Below are 19,810 nucleotides of genomic sequence, written 5' to 3'. Positions count from 1 at the left end.
CATTACAGAGATATAGACTGGATTATTTCTATTGTCACGGTTTAAAAACCGCTCAGTAAGAATTCAACAAATGAATCAACTGAACGCATTCTGCTTTGATGTTGAGAGGTTGCCAGTAAAATAGCGTTACATACTCACTGTTTCGTTCCAGGAAATGCAGCTTATGAAACTCACTATCATTCGTCTTGAGACATTTAGTGAACAGGATAAAATCGATCTTGCAAAAATTTGGCCTGAATATTCCGAAGCCTCACTGAATGTTGATGACAATAACCGTGTCTACGCCGCGCGTTTTAATGAACGCCTGCTCGGTGCAACACGGGTCACGCTCAGCGGAACACAGGGAACCATGGATTCGTTTCGGGTCAGAGATGTCACCCGTCGCCGCGGTGTCGGGAAATATATGCTGGAAGAAGTTCTGAATGCACTACCGGAAGTTTCCGACTGGTGGGTAACGGATGTTGGTGTGGAAAACTACGAAGCAATGAATGCGTTCATGCAGGCGCAGGGTTTTGCCGAACGTGAAGGCGGCTGGCACATCCCCGAATAAAAATGGGCAGGTGCATAACCTGCCCCTGCCCACAAGGCCCTCACACAGAGGGCGCTTTTACTGACAACCGTTATTTAGCGTCTGTTGCTGTACCGTTGGCATGCCAGGTAAACACGCCGAATTCAAAGCCTTTCAGGTCGCCTTTTTGGTCCCATGACAACGGCCCCATGACCGTATTTGCACCGTGGGCTTTCAGGTAATCAGCCATAGCTTCAGTATCGCCACCACCGGTATTTTCCAGCGCGGTAGCCAGAGACTGAACAGCAGCGTAGGTGGTCCATACAAACGCACCACTTGGATCCTGTTTTTTGGCTTTGATAGCGGCAACAATCGGTTTGTTTGCCGGCAACTGGTCGTAGTTCTTCGGTTTGGTAACCAGTATGCCTTCTGCCGCCTGGCCTGCAATATTGGACAGAGAAACGTTCGCCACGCCTTCCGGGCCCATAAACTGAATTTTCAGCCCGGCAGCTTTAGACTGACGCAGGATTTGGCCCATTTCCGGGTGATAACCACCATAGTAAACAAAATCGATGTCTTCTTTCTTCAGACGGTCAACCAATGTGGAGAAATCTTTCTCACCAGCAGTGATACCATCAAAAAACACCACATTGGCCCCGGCTTTTTTCAGGCCATCACGAACTGATGTGGCCAGACCTTCACCGTACTGTTGTTTGTCATGGATCACCGCAATGCGTTTTGGCTTAACGTGGTCCAGAATGTATTTCACCGCAGTTGGCCCCTGGTCAGAATCCAGACCAGTGGTACGCAGAATCAGTTTATAACCACGAGCAGTCAGTTCTGGCGCTGTTGCAGCAGGCGTAATCATCAGCACACCTTCATCTTCATAGATATCAGATGCGGGCTGAGTTGAAGAAGAACACAGGTGGCCAATAACATATTTAATGCCATCGTTAACCACTTTGTTCGCCACGGCTACCGCTTGTTTCGGGTCACAGGCATCGTCGTATTCCACGGCAACCAGCTTGTCGCCTTTAATCCCGCCTTTTGCGTTAATATCTGCAATAGCCTGGCGCGCACCGGTAAACTCCTGGTCACCATACTGCGCTACCGGCCCGGACATGGCACCCACAACAGCGACTTTAATATCCTTAGCCACTGCCACGCCGCTCATCGCCAGAGCAATACACCCTGCCAGTAACGCTTTACCCTTCATATTCATCCTGAGTTTCCCCATTCTTGTTGTGATTGCAGTTTGTTGTATTTGGCACTTTTTTGTAACGGCCAGCTTAAGTGCGCCTGTCACACCATTTGTTTTATTGTCGGTAAGGCTGCCCGTGCCCATGCAGCATACTCTGCCTGAACATACCTTATTTTGGTGGATTTGGAATAACATTTTTCAACAGACTGCAACACTTTTGTGATGCAAAAAGCCCACTTGCCAGCACTACACAGCAAGTGGGAGAGTGGAAAATCACCAACCTGCGGGTAAATAACCTAATGCCGAAACGATAGCGTAGAGAGCGCTTAGTATGTACATCAGAACAATTACACCTTTGAGTACCGGGTGTGTAATCACATCAGCACACTGCCAGGCCGGGGTAATATCCCCTTTCTCCCGGGCACCTTTGAGGATAAGAATCGGCATAATCGACAAAATAACGCCACTGAATACCCCGGCAAAATAAAGTGCATTAACAAAAGACACCATACCGCTGTACGCCAGAATAAACGGCGGAACCACCACCAGCAGCATTACGCCAAACCGACGGAGTGACTGGGTATCACTGCCAAGTGAAAATTTGTCGAAGATATTAGTCAGAAAGCTACCACCCAACCCCCAATACGAAGTGAGCATGGCGCATAACGCAAAGATATTGGCAGAGAAGAAAGCCCATTCCCCCAATGCCTTACCCCAGGAAATGGTGGCAACATCGCTGACAGCATCCAGACCATTTAGTGAAATAACTGAAAGTGGCACCACCGTTAATAACACGAATGTCAGCCCCATTCCCACCATAATGGCTTTGGGCAACTGAGCGGGTTTATCGCTGAACCCACGGGCCATTTCCGGCACGATATATTGCGCAGAAAAGCAGAATGCGATCACGTTAAATACCGGCACCATATAGCGCCAGTCACCTTCCAACAGAAAACGCATTTGAGTGGTGTCTTTCAGGAACGTAGCCGCCACCAGCACCGTTATCATCACAACCATACCGACACTGATAAACTTTTCACCACGACCTATCGCCTTCAGCCCCAGCCAAAGCACACCCGCAGCAGGCAAGAAGAAACACAAACTGCCCACCGCTGGTGATACCCCTAACAGGGAATGCAAGAGTTTACCACTGCCGGTCATATAGGCAGTTAATGCCCCGACACTGTTGACACACACAGAGAGGAACATCAACCAGGAACCCACGCCACCGACATAGCGTTTTGCCAGGCCGCTTAGCTGGAGATGGGCACGAGTACGTAACGTAGATTCAGCAACATAGAGCATAGTAATCGTGGTTAACACGCCCACAATAACCAGCCAGAACAAGAGAGAAAGGAATCCAGCTTTGCTGGATGCATAAGCGATGGACAGGACGCCTGCGCCGATGTTGGTCCCAACAATCATGGCGACGCCTTCGAGGAAACTTAAGGGTTTGGAGGGTGCAGAAACCCGCTCTCGAGCCGACCAGGCCCGGGAGAAAGAAGTATTCTCAGACATAGTTCTTCCTTAAATAACCGGTGGCATCCCCCACCGGTCCAGGTTGTTTTAATGGTGATTAACAGCTCACATCGATACACAGGTACTTAAGCTCCAGATATTCCTCAATTCCGTAGCGCGATCCTTCGCGTCCGAGCCCAGATTGTTTGACGCCGCCAAAAGGTGCGACTTCATTTGAGATAAGACCGGTATTCACGCCGACCATGCCGTATTCCAGCGCTTCAGAAACACGCCACTGGCGCGAGGCATCGCGGGTAAAAAAGTAGGCTGCAAGGCCAAAAATAGTGTCGTTCGCCATCTGCACCACTTCCGCTTCAGTGGTAAACCGGAATACAGGCGCGACAGGGCCGAATGTTTCTTCAGTGGCAAACCGCATGGTTTTGTTCACATCGCGCACCACCGTCGGCTCAAAAAAGGTTCCGCCAAGTACATGGGGTTTCCCGCCAGTCACCACCTGTGCGCCTTTACTCACGGCATCGGCAATGTGTTGTTGCACCTTGTCGATAGCCTGACTATCAATCAGCGGCCCCTGAGTGGTACCCGGTTTGGTGCCTTCGCCCACAGTCAGCTTTTCAACTTGCTGCACCAGCTTGTCCATAACCTGGTCATAGACCCCGTCCTGCACATAAACACGGTTGGCGCATACACAGGTTTGCCCGCTGTTACGGAATTTAGACGCCATAATGCCAGCCACGGCGTTATCAATATCCGCATCGTCAAATACGATGATGGGTGCATTACCTCCCAGCTCCAGCGACAATTTCTTAATGGTCGGCGCGCATTGAGCCATCAGAATACGGCCCACTTCCGTGGAACCCGTGAAGCTCAGCTTGCGTACTACTGGGCTGTCGCACAGCACTTTGCCAACCTGGGCTGCATCGCCCGTGACGATTTGCAACACGCCATCCGGAATACCAGCATCCTGCGCCAGTTTACCCAGAGCCAGTGCAGTAAGTGGTGTCTGCTCTGCGGGTTTGACAATCATGCTGCAACCTGCGGCCAGCGCGGGTGCCGCCTTGCGAGTGATCATGGCGGCCGGGAAGTTCCATGGTGTAATCGCCGCGCACACACCAACGGGTTGCTTAATAACCACCAGGCGCTGGGTGGCCTGAGGAGCCTGCAATACACTGCCATCTACCCGTTTTGCTTCTTCAGCAAACCAGGTGATGAACGATGCCGCATAGGCCACTTCACCACGAGATTCCGCCAGCGGCTTGCCTTGCTCTGCTGTCATTAACTGCGCCAGGTCTTCCTGAGCCTCAAGAATAGCGGTGGCCCAGGCCTGCATATAACCGGCACGTTGTTTGGCAGTCAGCGCTTTCCACTCCGCCTGTGCCTGTTGAGAAGCAGTAATGGCCCGCTCCGTTTCAGTCGTACTCAGTTGGGGAACATGTGCTATCACTTCGCCCGTTGCCGGGTTCGTGACAGCCTCTGTTTTCCCATCCTGCGCGTTGCACCACTGACCATTGACCAGTGCCTGCTGGCAAAGTAAGCCAGGATTATTCAGTTTCATTGTGCCGCGGCCTCCTGTTGCAGAGCGCGGCTCAGAATATCCAGCGCTTTACTGAATTGTGTTTGAGGAATTGTTAACGGGTAGAGGAAACGAATCACGTTGCCGTACACACCACAGCTCAACAACAGCAAGCCTTCTTTCATTGCACGCTGCATTACACCCCGAGTGAAATCAGCAGACGGTTTACCGGTTTGGGGATCCAGGAATTCCACGGCAACCATGGAGCCCTGTGCACGGATTTCAGCAATGTGCGGGCAGGTTTCGCGGGCTTTAGTCAGTACTTCTACCAGGTGCTGGCCAAGTTGACTGGCACGCTGGCACAATTGTTCTTCATCTATCACATCCAGCACAGCGTGAGCGGCGGCAACAGACAGCGGGTTACCGGCATAAGTGCCACCAAGCCCACCCGGTCCTGGCGCATCCATCACTTCCGCGCGTCCGGCGACTCCGGACAGCGGGAATCCACCAGCCAGGCTTTTTGCCATAGTCATCAGATCTGGTTTAACACTGTGATGTTCCATGGAGAACAACTTGCCAGTGCGGGCAAAACCAGACTGCACTTCATCGGCAATCAGCAAAATGCCATGCTCATCACACAGTGTGCGTAACGCCTGCATAAATTCAGCAGGGGCAGGGATAAAACCGCCTTCGCCCTGGACCGGTTCCAGAAGAATGGCTGCCACCTGGGTTGGCTCGATGTCGGATTTAAACAGGCGCTCAATGCTGTCCATCGCATCCTGCACACTCACACCGTGCAGTGCATTTGGATATTGCGCATGGAATACAGAACCGGGGAACGGGCCAAAACCAATTTTGTAGGGGGCCACTTTGCCGGTCAGCGCCATCGTCATGAAAGTACGCCCATGGAACCCACCACAAAAGGTAATAATGCCCGGGCGGCGTGTGTAAGCGCGGGCAATTTTTACGGCATTTTCTACCGCTTCTGCCCCGGTAGAGAAGAAAGTGGTTTTTGCTGGTTTCTCTACAGGTACCCGCTCGTTAATACGTTCGGCCAGGGAAACATAGCTTTCATAAGGCACCACCTGGTAGGCCGTATGGGTAAATGACTGGAGCTGGCGTTCTACTGCGGCAATCACTTTTGGATGACGGTGGCCGGTATTCAGCACCGCGATACCGGCGGAGAAATCAATATATTCATTACCTTCAACATCCCACAGTGTGGCGTTTTCGGCTTTTTCGGCATAAAAACCACACATAACACCTACGCCACGCGGTGTGGCATCCTGACGACGTTTATCTAATTGCTGATTTTTCACCCTGAATTCTCCTGTCACTGAGGCTGGTAGCCTTTCACGTATGTGCAACAAAACTTATACAGTGACGTTTATTTACACAGGGTATGGCCCTATAATCTAGTACCAGTTAAGAAAAATTGAGGGATCCAATTGCGCTCGTTGATTGGTGATTTACTGCAAATACGTTTGGCAGAACAGCCAGAAGATAAGCTGCATAAGCAGCTCTACAACGCGATACGCCTGACTATTCTTGATGGTAGTCTGGTACCAATGAGCCGTTTGCCCCCATCCAGGGATTTGGCACAGCAACTTGGCTTTTCTCGCAACACTATTTTAACAGTTTATGAACAATTACTTGCCGAGGGATATATCGTTTCCCGCCAGGGAAGTGGTACTTTTATCGCACAAACCCTGCCAGACACTTTTTTTTCCTCTCCAGAAATACTTAACTCAGAAGAAGACTCTGATCTGTCTCAGGCCTTCTCATTGCGTGGTCAGACCTTACTGAACCACAGTAGTGCAAGCCCACAGCAGTGGGGAGCGTTTATTCCTGGGGTACCGGATGTAACCGCATTTCCCCATGCACTATTCAGTAAAATCCAGGCCAGGATCAGCCGCCGCCCTGGTGCCCAACAACTGACTTACAGTTGCCAGGGAGGCAGCCCCGACCTGCAACTCGCCCTGGCGGATTATTTACGTGTCGCACGCTCAGTGCACTGCTCCCCAGACCAGATCCTGATTACTGAAGGAATACATCAGGCGTTTGATTTAATCAGCCGCATGCTGTGCAATCCCGGCGACAATGCCTGGATTGAAGAGCCCGCTTACTGGGGAATTCGCAATATTTTGCGGATGAATGATGTCCGGATTACGCCTGTCAGTGTTGACCAGTACGGCATGAACCCACCAGACCCACCACTCACAGGCAGGCCACCACGCCTGATTTTCGTAACGCCATCCCACCAATATCCGTTGGGGTCAGTCATGAGCCTGGAACGCCGCCAGCGCTTACTGGCTCTGGCGCGCTACAGTGGCAGCTGGATTGTGGAAGATGATTACGACAGTGAGTTTCGCTTTTCGGGGCAGCCGATTCCCGCCCTTCAGGGTCTGGTTCGTGACCCGCCCGTTATTTACATTGGAACATTCAGTAAAACCCTCTACCCGGCCTTGCGGCTTGGCTATGTGGTGCTTCCCAAAGCCATTGCCAGTGCATTAAAAACCGCACACGGGGAATTGTACCGCGGGGGGCATTTGCTGGCACAAAATGCGCTGGCGCAGTTTATTACCCAGGGGCACTACACAGCTCATATTCGCCGGATGCGCTTACTGTACGCACGCAGGCGGGCTTTTCTGGCAGGGCTGATTACTCGCTATTTAGGTGAACCGGCACTGGGGGATTTCAACAATAATGCCGGGTTGCACCTGATTTTAAACCTGCCTTTAACGGCCGATGACGTGGCGATTGCCCAGGCCGCCAGCGCGCAGGGGATTCTGGTGCGGCCGCTATCCCGTTATTACTTCGGAACACGGGTACATAAGGGGCTGTTGATGGGGTTTGCCTGTGTGCCCGAAGAGGAAATGGAACGCGCATTTCTGAAGTTACTGCCCTGCATACACCGGGCTTGTCCGGAACTGGAATTACCCACCAGGGGCTGAATGACCGGCATAAAAAAACCCCGTCTGCCGGGTAGCAAACGGGGTGATTGTGTTCGGTGCCAATCAGGCTTCGATAGCTGCTCGCAGTTTTTTCATGGCGTTCTTTTCAAGCTGGCGAACACGCTCAGCAGAGACACCATACTGATCTGCCAGTTCCTGCAATGTGCTCTTGTTGTCTTCATCCAGCCAACGAGCCCGAATAATTTGCTGGCTACGCTCATCCAGGCCTTCCAGCGCCAGAGTGAGTTTATCGGCGGCATGTGATTCCCAATTATCATCTTCAATGCCATCGGCAAAGTTTGAAGATTTATCCTGCAGGTAGAGGACCGGAGCCATTGGCTGGCTGTCATGAGAATCATCATCGCCTGGCATATCGAAGGTCATATCCTGGGCTGCCATACGTGATTCCATTTCACGCACATCTTTACTGGTAACGCCCAGTTCGCGGGCAACCATTTCGACTTCATCCTGGTTAAACCAGCCTAAACGCTGTTTCGTTTTACGCAGGTTAAAGAACAGTTTACGTTGCGCTTTGGTTGTTGCTACTTTCACGATACGCCAGTTGCGCAGCACATATTCATGGATCTCAGCTTTGATCCAGTGCACTGCAAATGATACCAGGCGCACACCTACATCCGGGTTAAAGCGGCGCACCGCTTTCATCAGCCCGATATTGCCTTCCTGAATGAGGTCAGCCTGTGGCAGACCATAACCGGAATAGTTGCGCGCAATATGAACAACAAAGCGCAGGTGCGACAGAATCAGCTTTTTAGCTGCTTCCAGATCACCCTGGTAATGCAGCCGTTCAGCCAGCTCCCGTTCTTCATCTGCCGATAACATCGGCCAGGTATTGGCCGCCCGGATATACGATTCCAGATTGCCTACCGGGGCTAAAGCTAAATTTTGCATTTCTTTGGTCATTCAAATCCTCACATCACCTGTCGCCTGGTATTGAGCATACCCCTGTCAGGCAGTCATGCTTTTACCAAAGCGTGTTGAATAACGAGACTATCATTCACACCTTAGCTATGACAATAAAGTTATCCACAAGTTCACATATGATTTGTGAATATTTTACACACAAAGTGTGACACAGGTATGAACATCCGGAAAAGTGACGCCGGGTTATTCATTACGTCTCTCTCCCGGCTGCGATTTCTCGCAGGCAATGGGAGAGTATACCAGAATTTTTTTAATCGGGCGTAAAGTGGCGTAAATGCTGAACTGTTGCCAGCCATGCCGCTGCCCACCCGATCATTGCTGCCACCAACAATAACAACAGGGCTTCATCAAAGGAAAACCCGCTGATACTGAATGTCGTGCCAAATACTTTCGCCACATCTCCGGCAGCAGACGCAAGACGCAACACTAATACCTCAGACAGTATCAGCGATAAAAATGCGCCACTGAAGCCCAGCAAGGCACCACCATACAAAAATGGTCGCAGAATAAAACCATCAGTTGCACCAATCAATTTTTGTACATTGATAGTATCTCTCCGGGCAAAGATACTGAGGCGCACACTGTTACCAATCACCAGGAAGACTGCCGCAACCATCAGAATACCAATCATGGCCGAAACATTGCCTACCAACTGGGTAATAGCGACCAGGCGTGTAAACCACCCGTCATCCATACGCACTTCATCTATACCATGGATACGGGAAATACGGTCTTTAAGCGTAGTCAGAGATTGCGTATTCTGAAAATCAATTTTGGGCACCACAACAGCCACTGCTGGCAGTGGGTTTTCTTCTAGCATATCCAGCGCGCCACCAAAACCAGACCAGTTACGGAACTCACCCAGCGCTTCATCGCGCGTCAGATAGTTGACTTTATCGACGCCAGGCTCTGCCTGGATTTGCCCCACCACTTGCTGTGCCGCGTTATCGTCGAGTGTTTTCTCGAAATACACAGTAATTTGTGGCGAAGGGTAATACTGGCTTGCTGCTTCACTGACATTTTTGTAAATGATATAGCATACACTGGGTAACGTCAGTGAAATGGCAATCACCATTACCGTCAGAAATGTGGCAAAAGGTTTACTGCGCAGGTCAGCCAGTGCCCCCTGCCAGGCGTAACGCACCTGTTCATTAAATACATTACGGTTACCCGGCTTCCCTCGTTTATTGCCCCCTTTATGGCGGGCTTTCACATTACGGGAAGCCGGTGTTGCGCTTTTGGCCGCCCGGTCCTTAAAGTCCTGCAATTTATTGCCGAAGCGACGTATACGCTTCAGCGCATCATGCTTATTCACCCGCAACGCCTCCATGCAAATGCCCGTCACTAAGTGTCAGCACCCGGTAAGGGCGGCTGTCAATCAACGCCGTATCATGGGTTGCCATCAATACCGTCACCCCAACGCGGTTAAATTCTTCGAACAGACGCAGAATGCCTTCCGACAATGCATTATCCAGGTTACCGGTGGGTTCGTCCGCCAGCAAAACGGCAGGCTTATTCACCACCGCCCGGGCAATACCGACGCGCTGCTGTTCACCACCAGATAACTGGATAGGGAAATTTTTCGCTTTGTCCAGCAGACCGACTTTATCCAGCGCTGCACTAACCCGCCTGCGGATATCTTCCACCCCGGCTCCAGCGATAATCAGCGGGATAGCGACGTTGTCAAACACAGTGCGGTCCATGAGCAGGTGGTGATCCTGGAAGATCATGCCAATCTGGCGGCGCAGAAACGGGATTTCCCGATTTTTCAGCCTGCTGATCTCATGCCCGCTAAACCAGATCTTTCCCGCACTCGGGCGTTCAATGCCACAAATGAGCTTGAGCAATGTACTCTTCCCGGCGCCAGAGTGCCCGGTCAGAAATGCCATCTCGCCTGGTTGCATATGGAGCGATACGCCCTGCAACGCCTGTCTTCCTCCGAGATAAGCTTTGCTGACATGTTCAAAGCGAATCATCTTTAATCCTCTCGGGCAAATAATGCCTCAATAAAATCGTCCGCTTTAAACGGACGCAGGTCTTCAATACGTTCACCCACCCCAATATAGCGAATTGGAATGCTGTACTGGTCAGCAACCGAGAAGATAACTCCCCCTTTCGCAGTACCATCAAGCTTCGTGAGCGTGATGCCACTCAGACCTACTGCTTCATGGAACAGCTTCGTCTGGCTGACTGCATTTTGCCCGGTACTGGCATCAATTGTCAGCATCACTTCATGGGGTGCACTTTCATCGAGCTTTTTCATCACCCGGACAATCTTTTTCAGCTCTTCCATCAGGTGCGCTTTATTCTGTAAGCGACCGGCGGTGTCGGCTATCAGCACATCAACATGACGAGCCTTCGCTGCCTGAATGGCATCAAAAATCACCGAAGCGGAATCCGCGCCCGTGTGTTGTGCAATCACCGGAATATCATTACGCTGACCCCAAACCTGCAACTGCTCTACAGCCGCCGCACGGAAAGTATCCCCTGCCGCCAGCATCACTGATTTGCCCTGCTGCTGGAACTGGCGCGCCAGTTTACCAATGGTGGTGGTCTTGCCTACGCCATTCACCCCAACCATCAGAATAACAAACGGTGTTTTCCCTTCGATATCCAGCGGCTGGTCTACTTTTACCAGGATTTCCGCCATCTCTTCTTTCAGTAACCCGTACAGGGCTTCTGCATCACGCAGTTGTTTCCGGGAAGCGCCTTCCGTAAGGTTGGTGATAATTTTACGAGTGGTTTCCACCCCAACATCCGCGATGAGCAGTTGTTCTTCCAGTTCCTCGAACAAATCATCATCGATTTTTTTGCCGCGGAACAAGGAGATAAATCCGGAACCCAGATTCTGGCGCGTTTTAACCAGGCTACGTTTCAGGCGGGCAAAGAAACCTTCTTTAGTGGGTTTTTCCTGCTCAATGGGTTCAGAGGGTACTTCTGCTTCTGCTTCTGCTTCTGCTTCTGCTTCTGCTTCTGCTTCTGCTTCTGCTTCTGCAGGAAGCTGTGCGGCTTCCGCAACCTGCTCAACTACACCGGCAGCAACCATGTTGTCGGTATCTTCCACTGCCTCAGCGGTTGTTACTGGCGTTGAATGCTCAACACCAGCATCTTCCGCATCCTTTTCAACAGCCTCGTCTTCAACAACCTTTTCTTCAACAAGGTGTTCTTCACTGGCATTATCGGGCGATGACGTCAGTTCAGCAGATACGCCGGTTTCACTTTCTGTAGCCAGTTCTGCCACATTGCGCGCATGTGCATCTTCAGCGGGTGCAGCCGCTTCAGGCTCTGCCGCCTGCTCTGCGCCCACCACACTGTCACTGCCCTGTAGCGCAGCCGCTGCGTCGTCTTCCCGGGGGGTTACGTCCTGCTCAGCAACATCCTGTTTTTGTTCTTCTTCCGCAGCCTTCTGGCCAAAGCCCAGCCAGGAAAACAAGCCACGTTTTTTTTCTTTTGCCATCGGCGACCACACTCCTCGCTGCTGATTCATGGCGATGCCCCGCATGCCTTCAGCAGGGACCCAAAATGGAAATAATTGAATGAGACAGTCTATCACTTTCCCGTCAAGTGAGCACTCCGGCAGATGCTATCCCGCAAGGCTGGCTGCAAAATGCAGCAGGTTAATCACATAGCCGGAATGGATGGAGGTTTCCCCATTGCGCGCTCGCCGCTAGAATAGCCGCAACATCCTTAAGCTCAGTGCGATTTATGAAGAAAAAACAAACTAACGGCGCCGGCCAGATACGTATTATTGGCGGGCAATGGCGGGGGCGTAAACTCCCGGTGCCAGACAGCCCCGGCCTGCGTCCCACCACAGACCGGGTGCGGGAGACAGTGTTTAACTGGCTGGCACCCTATATTGTTGATGCGCACTGCCTCGATTGTTTTGCCGGAAGTGGCGCACTGGGTCTTGAAGCGTTATCCCGCTACGCGGCCAGTGCGACATTGCTTGAACTGGAACGCAGCGTAGCTACACAGTTGCAAAAAAACCTGGCAACACTCAATGCCAGTAACGGTAAAGTGCTGGCGGCCAATACACTGGCACACCTTGCACAACCCGGTTCACCGCACAATATCGTGTTTGTCGACCCTCCGTTTCGTAAAGGGCTGCTGGAAGAGACATTGCAATTACTGGAACACAATAACTGGTTGGCCCCAGATGCAGTGATTTATATTGAGAGCGAATCAGAGCATGGGTTACCCGCAGTGCCTGGTAACTGGGAATTACACCGCGAAAAAACGGCCGGGCAAGTGGCCTATCGCCTTTACTTGCGCAAAGCACAAGGAGAACAGAATGCTGATTAATCTGGGCCGCCTGCTGATGCTCGGCGTGTGGGGGTTTATGGTATTGAACTTGATCCACCCCTTTCCTAAGCCGCTGAACTACTTTATGAATGTGGCGATGGTTTTCACGTTTTTTATGCATGGCCTGCAAGTCACTTTGTTGAAAGCAAGCCAGGGTAAAGACTCCCCAAAAATCGGCACATTGCAGCAAACACGCATCTTTTTGTTCGGCGTATTCGAATTGCTGGCCTGGCAAAAGAAACAACAAAAAAAACCATGATGCCTGTATTCATGGGGCTGGCGTAAATTCCAGAAACCGGGTGCCCTGGTAATGCAACGTACCATGGTCGCCAACGGACACGGCGTGGTATTGCTGCGCCGTTACCCGAAAGCGCATTTCCACACCACCCTGCGGCGCACGAAACCCCATCTCATAGCGCACAGTATCCGCAGGCGAGGAAACTTGTTGTTCGCGTGAACGCCGTTTCGTTACCGGCACTTCCCGCTTACTGGACACCACCATCGTTTTAAGACTGACTGGCGCTCTGTCATTTTCGGCATCCTGGCGGCGCTGCTGCAAGTAACGTAACGAAGCAAGAACCACGATTACCGCAATAACAGCAACGAAAAAAAATGGCGGTTTACTCATACCTTTCCCCAGTGATACAACGAGTTTCAGACTACTCTGTGCTTAGTGGCGTTGTCAGCCAGGCACTTTGCCGCCCAGACTTTAACAAGGAAAGGTCGCACAGGTATATGCGCCAGCCCTTTTTTTTTAGCCCATCAATCCAGACAGGGAGAGTGACTATGCTTTGGTCATTTATTGCAGTGTGTTTTTCTGGTTGGCTGTATGTTGATGCGTCCTACCGCGGTCCTGGATGGCAACGCTGGCTGTTTAAACCCGTCACGTTGTTACTGTTGCTACTGCTGGCCTGGCAAGCTCCCATGTTTAATTTAATGAGCTACCTTGTGCTGGCCGGAGTGGTGGCTTCTATGGCAGGAGATGCCTTACTGCTGCTGCCCACCCAGCGCTTTATTTATGCCCTTAGTGCGTTCTTTCTGTCGCACCTGCTCTATACAGTCTGGTTCGCCAGCCAGATGAGCTTCAGTTTTTGGTGGCCAGTGCCGGTAGTGCTGGCAGTTTTGGGTGCCCTGTTACTGGCAGTTGTCTGGAGCAAATTAGGAGAACTGCGCTGGCCTGTCTGTGCGTTTGTGGGGATGACACTGGTCATGGTATGGCTGGCGGCAGAGCTCTACTTTGCCCGCCCGGTGGATACCCGCTTTTCGGCCTTTGTTGGTACAGCGTTGTTGTTAATCAGCCATAGCATCTGGCTATTCAGCCACTTCAGGCGGCGTTTTACTGCAGGCCGGGCAATAACTGCGGCATTCTATTTCGCCGGGCATTTCTTAATTGTTCGCTCGCTCTATCTGTAAAATGGCAATGGGAAAGCGTAAGACAGTTTTCCCCTTTTCCGTTAGCAAAGGTGAACGCATTTTTTACTTGACTCTGGAGTTGACTCCAGAGTTTAGCATTAATACAGGCCCTGCTTTTTTACCGGAGACTGTATGCGTATTTCACCGCCACCCACTTCATCCCAGCGCCAGGTTCCGTCATTGAGTACTGCCCGGCTTAAGCCTGTTGCGTCATCGGCAGAACAATCCTCCTGTTGCCAAGGTAAAACGGCCTGTTGTGCCGCAACAGCAAATGCTGAATCCGAAGCCGGCAAAATGCAGGCAGCCAGCCAGCGTTTTCAATGGCGAGTGGAAGGAATGGACTGCGCAGCCTGCGCCAGAAAAGTTGAGACGGCCGTACGCCAGCTCAGTGAAGCAAAGCAGGTGCAGGTCGTATTCTCCAGTGAAAAACTGGTTGTAGATGCCGATAGCGATATTCGCAAACAGGTTGAGCGTGTGGTCAATAACGCGGGTTACCGTTTACACAGCAATACCCGTCCCGCCGTGTCAACCCACACATGGCGCGATTATCTGCCATTGTTTGTGCTAACCGCCATGATGCTCTGTAGTTGGGCTGTTCGCGCATTTTCACCCATAGCCGGACAGGTAGCCTTTATCCTGACCACGCTGGTTGGCCTGTGGCCAATTGCCCGCCAGGCGTTTAAATCCATAAAAACCGGCAGTCCATTCAGTATTGAAACCCTGATGACAGTTGCTGCCCTTGGGGCGTTATTTATTGGCGCCACGGCTGAGGCTGCAATGGTTCTGCTGCTATTTATGCTGGGCGAGCACCTGGAAGGTTACGCCGCACAACGAGCCCGCAGTGGTGTCAGTGCGCTCATGGCGTTAAAACCCGATACCGCCACGCGCCTGCAAAATGGGCTGCGAGAGACAGTTCCGGCAGAATCGTTGCGCCCAGGCGATATTATTGAAATCGCCGCAGGCGGGCGGCTTCCGGCAGACGGTACATTAAATGATGATATCGCCAGCTTCGATGAAAGTGCGCTTACTGGCGAATCTGTTCCTGTCGTTCACCGGCAACATGATGTTGTACCTGCGGGGAGTACCAGTGTGGAGAACCGGGTAACACTCACCGTCGTATCCCGCCCGGGAGAGAATGCCATCGACCGAATTCTCAACCTGATTGAACAGGCGGAAAGCCGTAAAGCGCCAGTCGAGCGTTTTATTGACCGCTTCAGTCGGGTTTACACACCGCTGGTTATCCTGCTGGCACTCCTGACAACATTACTTCCGCCTTTGCTGTTTGCAGCGCCCTGGCAGGAATGGATTTATAAAGGGCTGACCTTGCTATTAATTGGTTGCCCCTGCGCGCTGGTCATTTCCACTCCAGCGGCCATTACCTCTGCGTTGGCAGCAGGTGCACGTTTTGGCGCTTTGATTAAAGGCGGCGCAGCACTGGAGCAACTGGGCACCGTACGCCATATCGCCTTTGATAAAACCGGAACATTAACCCTGGGCAAACCATCAATTGTTCACACTGAAATCTGCGCTGAAATCAGTGAAAATGAATTATTGCGCCTGGCAGCAACTGTTGAACAAGGTGCCACGCATCCACTGGCACAGGCGATTGTAGCCGCCGCCCAACAGCAACAGTTGGTTCTTCCCGAAGCCCTCAATCAGCGGGTCATTCCTGGCAAGGGTATTCAGGCACAGATTAACGGTGAAGATTATTTTCTGTGCGCGCCAGATGCCGCACCCGGTGGTGTTCTCACACCACAACACAGCGCAGCCATCACTGCACAGGAAACAGCCGGGCGAACATTGATTCTGGTTGTAGCACTCACTTCCCATCAATTACTGGGCTACTTTGCCCTGCAGGATACCCTACGCCAGGATGCCCGTGATGCCATTGCCAGGCTGGAGAGTATGGGGATCCGTGGCACGATGTTAACCGGCGATAACCCACGAGCCGCAGCCGCTATTGCCCAGGAAACCGGGCTTGAATTTCAGGCTGGTTTATTACCCGCCGATAAAGTGGCAGCGGTAGCTCGTCTGCGCGAACAGGGTACCATCGCCATGGTAGGAGATGGTATCAATGACGCTCCGGCAATGAAGGCCGCAACGACAGGCATTGCCATGGGGAACGGAACCGATGTCGCGCTGGAAACCGCTGATGCCGCCATAACTCACAGCAACCTTAGTGCTTTACCCGACATGATTCGTCTGGCACGCGCTGCGCACAACAATATCCGCCAGAACATCACCCTCGCCCTTGGCCTGAAGGGTATCTTTCTGGTCACCAGTTTATTGGGTATTACCGGGTTGTGGATGGCTGTGCTGGCGGATTCCGGCGCTACGGCGCTGGTGACATTAAATGCCTTGCGGCTGTTACGCCAGCGCGCCCGGTAACAGAATCAGTGTTGTTTACGCAGCAGGTAGCGGTAGGGCAGGGTTTCTGTGCTCTGGGCTACCAGCTCGTGCTCCATAAACCGACAAAAACCGGGAATATCGCGAGTGGTTGCCGGGTCGTCGGCCAGGATCAGCAATGTTTCACCGGTTTGCATACCACGTACCGTTTTGCGCACCATCATTACCGGTTCCGGGCAACGCAGCCCTTGCGCATCAAGCGTATGGTCAGGGCTGGAAAACAGATTTGACATAGTTTTCTCTAAAAAGTCATAAAACCAGGCAGTTGATAAGCCAGAGTATACCAGCCAGCTATCATGGTTTTTTAAAAGAACAGAGTGGTAAATCAGGATTCTGATTTACCATTTATTACGATGCACCTTACAGCAAAACCGTGCGAGTCTCTGCCTGTAAGTCTCAGGCGCTCTAGTTTACGCAGAGCACGCAACAGCGCAAGCAGCGTGAACGATTGCGTTAAAATTAACCATTGCAAAACTTGCTCAACTGCGTATCATTCGGCGGTTTTCCTCGCTATGGCGCATATTGTGCCAGGCAAACCAGTGACTGGGTTCCCTCACCCCAGCAAACAAAAAGGTGACATTGATGATTCGTTTTACCGCAATCCAGCGCATGCATGCGCTTTTTTGGCTTTCGTTGTTCCACCTGCTGGTGATTACCTCCAGCAACTACCTGGTACAGCTCCCGGTTTCCGTGTTTGGTTTTCACACCACCTGGGGTGCCTTCACCTTCCCGTTTATTTTTCTGGCAACTGACCTGACCGTGCGTATTTTTGGCGCGCCACTGGCCCGGCGGATTATTTTTGCTGTAATGGTTCCTTCATTACTGATTTCCTATGTTATCTCCTCGCTGTTTGCCGATGGTGCCTGGCAAGGGTTTAGTGCGCTGGGGCATTTCAATCTGTTCGTTGCCCGTATTGCTGCCGCGAGTTTTATGGCCTACGCTCTGGGGCAAATTCTGGATGTTCATGTCTTTAACCGCCTGCGCCAGAGCCATTACTGGTGGCTGGCACCCACGGCATCCACCTTTTTAGGCAATATCAGCGATACCCTGGCATTTTTCTTTATTGCGTTTTGGCACAGCCCGGATCCATTTATGGCACAACACTGGGTCGAAATTGCACTGGTAGACTACAGCTTCAAGGTTCTTATCAGTATGGTCTTCTTCCTGCCCGCCTATGGTGTACTGCTCAATGTGGTGTTGAAAAAGCTGGCAGACAAATCTGATTTAACAGTGTTGCAAGTCCATTAAGGGACGCGCTTTTTTCTTGTGGTAAACTGGGCGGATAGCCATCATGGCTGTTTAACTCAAAGGAAGATGTCAATGCGCAACCTGGTAAAATATGTCGGTATTGGCCTGCTGGTCTGTGGGCTGGCAGCTTGTGACAATAAAGACAGCAATACGCCAACAGCAAATAATGCTGCCCAGAGTCAAAAAGCACAGAGCAACACGGTCTCGTTACTCGAAGGCAAGCTGAATTTCACCTTACCGGCGGATATGAGCGACCAGAGCGGGAAACTGGGCACTCAGGCCAATAATTTGCATGTGTACTCTGATCCAACCGGGCAATCCGCAGTCATTGTGATTGTGGGCGATAAGAGTGTGGATGCACTGGATGTACTGGGCAAGCGCCTGGAAAATGAACAACGTGACCGCGACCCGCAACTACAGGTTATCGCCAACAAGTCTGTAGAATTACATGGTCATACTTTCCAGCAACTCGACAGCATTATCTCAGCAAAAGGCCACACAGCCTGGTCTTCTGTTCTGCTGGGTAATGTGGACAATAAACTGGTCACCATGCAAGTAACCCTGCCTGCAAACAATCAGCAGCAATCGCAGGTTGTTGCGAATAATATTATCGGCAGTGTTGAAGTGAAATAACGCCTTACGATTAGCCGGCCTGTAATGCGGGCCGGTTTTTCATTCGCCAGGTTAGCAACAACCCGATTCCCGAAAGCCCGGCCGCACCAAAGTAGATAGCCGGAATACCCGCCCATGCCATCACTAATCCGGCAAGTGGCCCGGTAATCCCCAAAGACATATCCATAAATACGGTATAGGTCGCCAACGCACTCCCCTGATTTGGTTGCGGCACGGCTTTGACCGCCACCACACCCAATGAAGGAAAGACCAGCGAGAACCCGGCGCCCGCCAGTAAAGCTCCCATGTTCGCCACCCAGGGGGACATTGAGAACCCTACCAGCACCAAACCCACAATCTCTATGCTCAGACAGCACATTGCGACAAACACACCACCCCGGCGGTTAATGGCATTGGGAAATAACAACCGTGCCCCAACAAATGCACTGCTGAACAACGTTAGAGCAAAGGCGGCATCAGACCACCCTTTCGCCTGAAAAAACAGCGTAATGAAAGTGGCGATAACCCCAAAACCGGCCGACCCCAGTGCCAGAACCAAACCATACACCCATACTTTGCCCAGCACGGCGCGAAAAGGCAGCGGTTTTCCCTTACTGGCCTTCACATGAGGACGGGGAAGCGCCAGCAAGATTGCCAGCAATGCCACGCCCATAATCACCACTGCCAGCAGAAACAACCCACCCAAGTGGTAAATCCATACACCGAGCGGGGCCCCCAGCGCCATGGCGCCATAAGTGGCAATACCATTCCACGAAATCACTTTGCCTATTTGCGCAGAACCAACCACCCCCACGCCCCACAAAGTTGACCCTGTACCGGCAAAACTTTGCCCAAGGCCGAGAATAACCCGCCCCAGGCACAATGCGGCAAGGCTCACGGCAGGCAGGTGTTCAAGATTAGCGGCCAGCAGGTAACATGCGCCACTAAGCAGGCAACCGCATAACCCAAGAATAACCACGCGTTTGGGGCCAAAGCGGTCAGCCGAACGGCCAGAGTGCGGGCGGCTAAGTAAGGTCGCAAAATATTGCAGGCTGATAACCAGGCCAGCCCAGAAAGCACTGAACCCCATAACGTCATGGACATAGCCCGGTAACACGGCCAGGGGCAGGCCAATTGTAAGGTAGCTGGCAAAGTTGAACATAACGATGGAGCCGATGCGCAAATTCAGGCGCGCACCACTGAGCGGGGCTTCTGAAACAGGGGCTGACATGGCA

Annotated in this window: 19 protein-coding genes; 8 read left to right on the top strand and 11 right to left on the bottom strand. The window is 51.9% G+C overall.

Annotated elements, in window-relative coordinates; all coding sequences use genetic code 11:
• Positions 1 to 163: 163 nt before the first annotated feature.
• A complete protein-coding gene (panM, locus tag A9B99_RS12300) occupies positions 164 to 550 on the top strand; it encodes an aspartate 1-decarboxylase autocleavage activator PanM (RefSeq protein ID WP_064597865.1) in 387 nt (128 codons plus the stop codon).
• A 70-nt stretch (positions 551 to 620) separates the two neighbouring features.
• On the opposite strand, the gene A9B99_RS12295 is transcribed toward panM, so the two are convergent.
• The 4 genes from A9B99_RS12295 to A9B99_RS12280 form a co-directional block, all read right to left on the bottom strand.
• Positions 621 to 1,730, bottom strand: a complete 1,110-nt coding sequence (locus A9B99_RS12295) for a branched-chain amino acid ABC transporter substrate-binding protein (protein WP_156519049.1) — start codon at positions 1,728 to 1,730, stop codon at positions 621 to 623.
• Positions 1,731 to 1,982: 252 nt separating this feature from the next.
• A complete protein-coding gene (locus A9B99_RS12290) occupies positions 1,983 to 3,227 on the bottom strand; it encodes an aromatic amino acid transport family protein (protein ID WP_064597863.1) in 1,245 nt (414 codons plus the stop codon).
• Positions 3,228 to 3,285: 58 nt separating this feature from the next.
• Positions 3,286 to 4,740, bottom strand: a complete 1,455-nt coding sequence (locus A9B99_RS12285) for an NAD-dependent succinate-semialdehyde dehydrogenase (protein ID WP_064597861.1) — start codon at positions 4,738 to 4,740, stop codon at positions 3,286 to 3,288.
• On the bottom strand, positions 4,737 to 6,017 hold the full coding sequence (locus A9B99_RS12280; protein WP_064597860.1) for a 4-aminobutyrate--2-oxoglutarate transaminase: 1,281 nt from the start codon (positions 6,015 to 6,017) through the stop codon (positions 4,737 to 4,739). Before A9B99_RS12280 ends, A9B99_RS12285 begins: the two co-directional genes overlap by 4 nt.
• A 129-nt stretch (positions 6,018 to 6,146) precedes the next feature.
• Here A9B99_RS12280 and pdxR point away from each other — a divergent pair, with 129 nt between their 5' ends.
• On the top strand, positions 6,147 to 7,652 hold the full coding sequence (gene pdxR, locus A9B99_RS12275) for a MocR-like pyridoxine biosynthesis transcription factor PdxR (RefSeq protein ID WP_064597858.1): 1,506 nt from the start codon (positions 6,147 to 6,149) through the stop codon (positions 7,650 to 7,652).
• A gap of 63 nt (positions 7,653 to 7,715) precedes the next feature.
• Here pdxR and rpoH read toward each other — a convergent pair whose 3' ends face one another.
• From rpoH to ftsY, 4 genes are all read right to left on the bottom strand, one after another.
• A complete protein-coding gene (rpoH, locus tag A9B99_RS12270; RefSeq protein WP_064597856.1) occupies positions 7,716 to 8,573 on the bottom strand; it encodes an RNA polymerase sigma factor RpoH in 858 nt (285 codons plus the stop codon).
• A gap of 271 nt (positions 8,574 to 8,844) precedes the next feature.
• Complete coding sequence (ftsX, locus tag A9B99_RS12265) at positions 8,845 to 9,924, bottom strand: permease-like cell division protein FtsX (RefSeq protein WP_369936959.1); 1,080 nt, start codon at positions 9,922 to 9,924, stop codon at positions 8,845 to 8,847.
• The gene (ftsE, locus tag A9B99_RS12260) at positions 9,902 to 10,570 is read right to left on the bottom strand and encodes a cell division ATP-binding protein FtsE (protein WP_064597852.1); all 669 of its coding nucleotides are present in this window, start codon (positions 10,568 to 10,570) and stop codon (positions 9,902 to 9,904) included. The genes ftsX and ftsE overlap by 23 nt, the downstream gene beginning before the upstream one ends.
• Before the next feature lie 2 nt (positions 10,571 to 10,572).
• Entirely contained in the window at positions 10,573 to 12,051 is a 1,479-nt protein-coding gene (gene ftsY / locus A9B99_RS12255) for a signal recognition particle-docking protein FtsY (protein WP_064597851.1), read from the bottom strand.
• A gap of 248 nt (positions 12,052 to 12,299) precedes the next feature.
• On the opposite strand from ftsY, the gene rsmD reads away from it, so the two are divergent.
• Positions 12,300 to 12,896 carry a 16S rRNA (guanine(966)-N(2))-methyltransferase gene (rsmD, locus tag A9B99_RS12250; protein ID WP_064597850.1) on the top strand — a complete coding sequence of 199 codons (597 nt, stop codon included), beginning with the start codon at positions 12,300 to 12,302 and terminating at the stop codon, positions 12,894 to 12,896.
• Positions 12,886 to 13,155, top strand: a complete 270-nt coding sequence (locus A9B99_RS12245; RefSeq protein WP_036114227.1) for a DUF1145 family protein — start codon at positions 12,886 to 12,888, stop codon at positions 13,153 to 13,155. Before rsmD ends, A9B99_RS12245 begins: the two co-directional genes overlap by 11 nt.
• A 9-nt stretch (positions 13,156 to 13,164) precedes the next feature.
• Here A9B99_RS12245 and A9B99_RS12240 read toward each other — a convergent pair whose 3' ends face one another.
• The gene (locus A9B99_RS12240; protein ID WP_064597849.1) at positions 13,165 to 13,524 is read right to left on the bottom strand and encodes a DUF2500 domain-containing protein; all 360 of its coding nucleotides are present in this window, start codon (positions 13,522 to 13,524) and stop codon (positions 13,165 to 13,167) included.
• Between the two features lie 158 nt (positions 13,525 to 13,682).
• Here A9B99_RS12240 and A9B99_RS12235 point away from each other — a divergent pair, with 158 nt between their 5' ends.
• Both A9B99_RS12235 and A9B99_RS12230 read left to right on the top strand, forming a co-directional pair.
• Positions 13,683 to 14,309, top strand: coding sequence for a lysoplasmalogenase (locus A9B99_RS12235; protein ID WP_064597848.1), 627 nt, complete (start codon positions 13,683 to 13,685; stop codon positions 14,307 to 14,309).
• A 132-nt stretch (positions 14,310 to 14,441) separates the two neighbouring features.
• The gene (locus A9B99_RS12230; protein ID WP_064597846.1) at positions 14,442 to 16,697 is read left to right on the top strand and encodes a zinc/cadmium/mercury/lead-transporting ATPase; all 2,256 of its coding nucleotides are present in this window, start codon (positions 14,442 to 14,444) and stop codon (positions 16,695 to 16,697) included.
• Positions 16,698 to 16,702: 5 nt separating this feature from the next.
• Here A9B99_RS12230 and tusA read toward each other — a convergent pair whose 3' ends face one another.
• Positions 16,703 to 16,948, bottom strand: coding sequence for a sulfurtransferase TusA (gene tusA / locus A9B99_RS12225; protein ID WP_064597844.1), 246 nt, complete (start codon positions 16,946 to 16,948; stop codon positions 16,703 to 16,705).
• 349 nt (positions 16,949 to 17,297) lie between these two features.
• On the opposite strand from tusA, the gene A9B99_RS12220 reads away from it, so the two are divergent.
• Together A9B99_RS12220 and A9B99_RS12215 are read left to right on the top strand one after the other, a co-directional pair.
• Positions 17,298 to 17,963, top strand: a complete 666-nt coding sequence (locus A9B99_RS12220; protein WP_064597842.1) for a 7-cyano-7-deazaguanine/7-aminomethyl-7-deazaguanine transporter — start codon at positions 17,298 to 17,300, stop codon at positions 17,961 to 17,963.
• A 72-nt stretch (positions 17,964 to 18,035) separates the two neighbouring features.
• On the top strand, positions 18,036 to 18,596 hold the full coding sequence (locus A9B99_RS12215; RefSeq protein ID WP_064597840.1) for a DcrB family lipoprotein: 561 nt from the start codon (positions 18,036 to 18,038) through the stop codon (positions 18,594 to 18,596).
• Between the two features lie 10 nt (positions 18,597 to 18,606).
• Here A9B99_RS12215 and A9B99_RS12210 read toward each other — a convergent pair whose 3' ends face one another.
• Positions 18,607 to 19,806 carry an MFS transporter gene (locus tag A9B99_RS12210; protein WP_064597839.1) on the bottom strand — a complete coding sequence of 400 codons (1,200 nt, stop codon included), beginning with the start codon at positions 19,804 to 19,806 and terminating at the stop codon, positions 18,607 to 18,609.
• Positions 19,807 to 19,810 lie beyond the last annotated feature (4 nt).

The sequence above is a fragment of the Mangrovibacter phragmitis genome, from assembly GCF_001655675.1.
In the GTDB taxonomy this organism is placed as follows: domain Bacteria; phylum Pseudomonadota; class Gammaproteobacteria; order Enterobacterales; family Enterobacteriaceae; genus Mangrovibacter; species Mangrovibacter phragmitis.
This window is presented reverse-complemented; position numbering and strand designations above follow the sequence as displayed.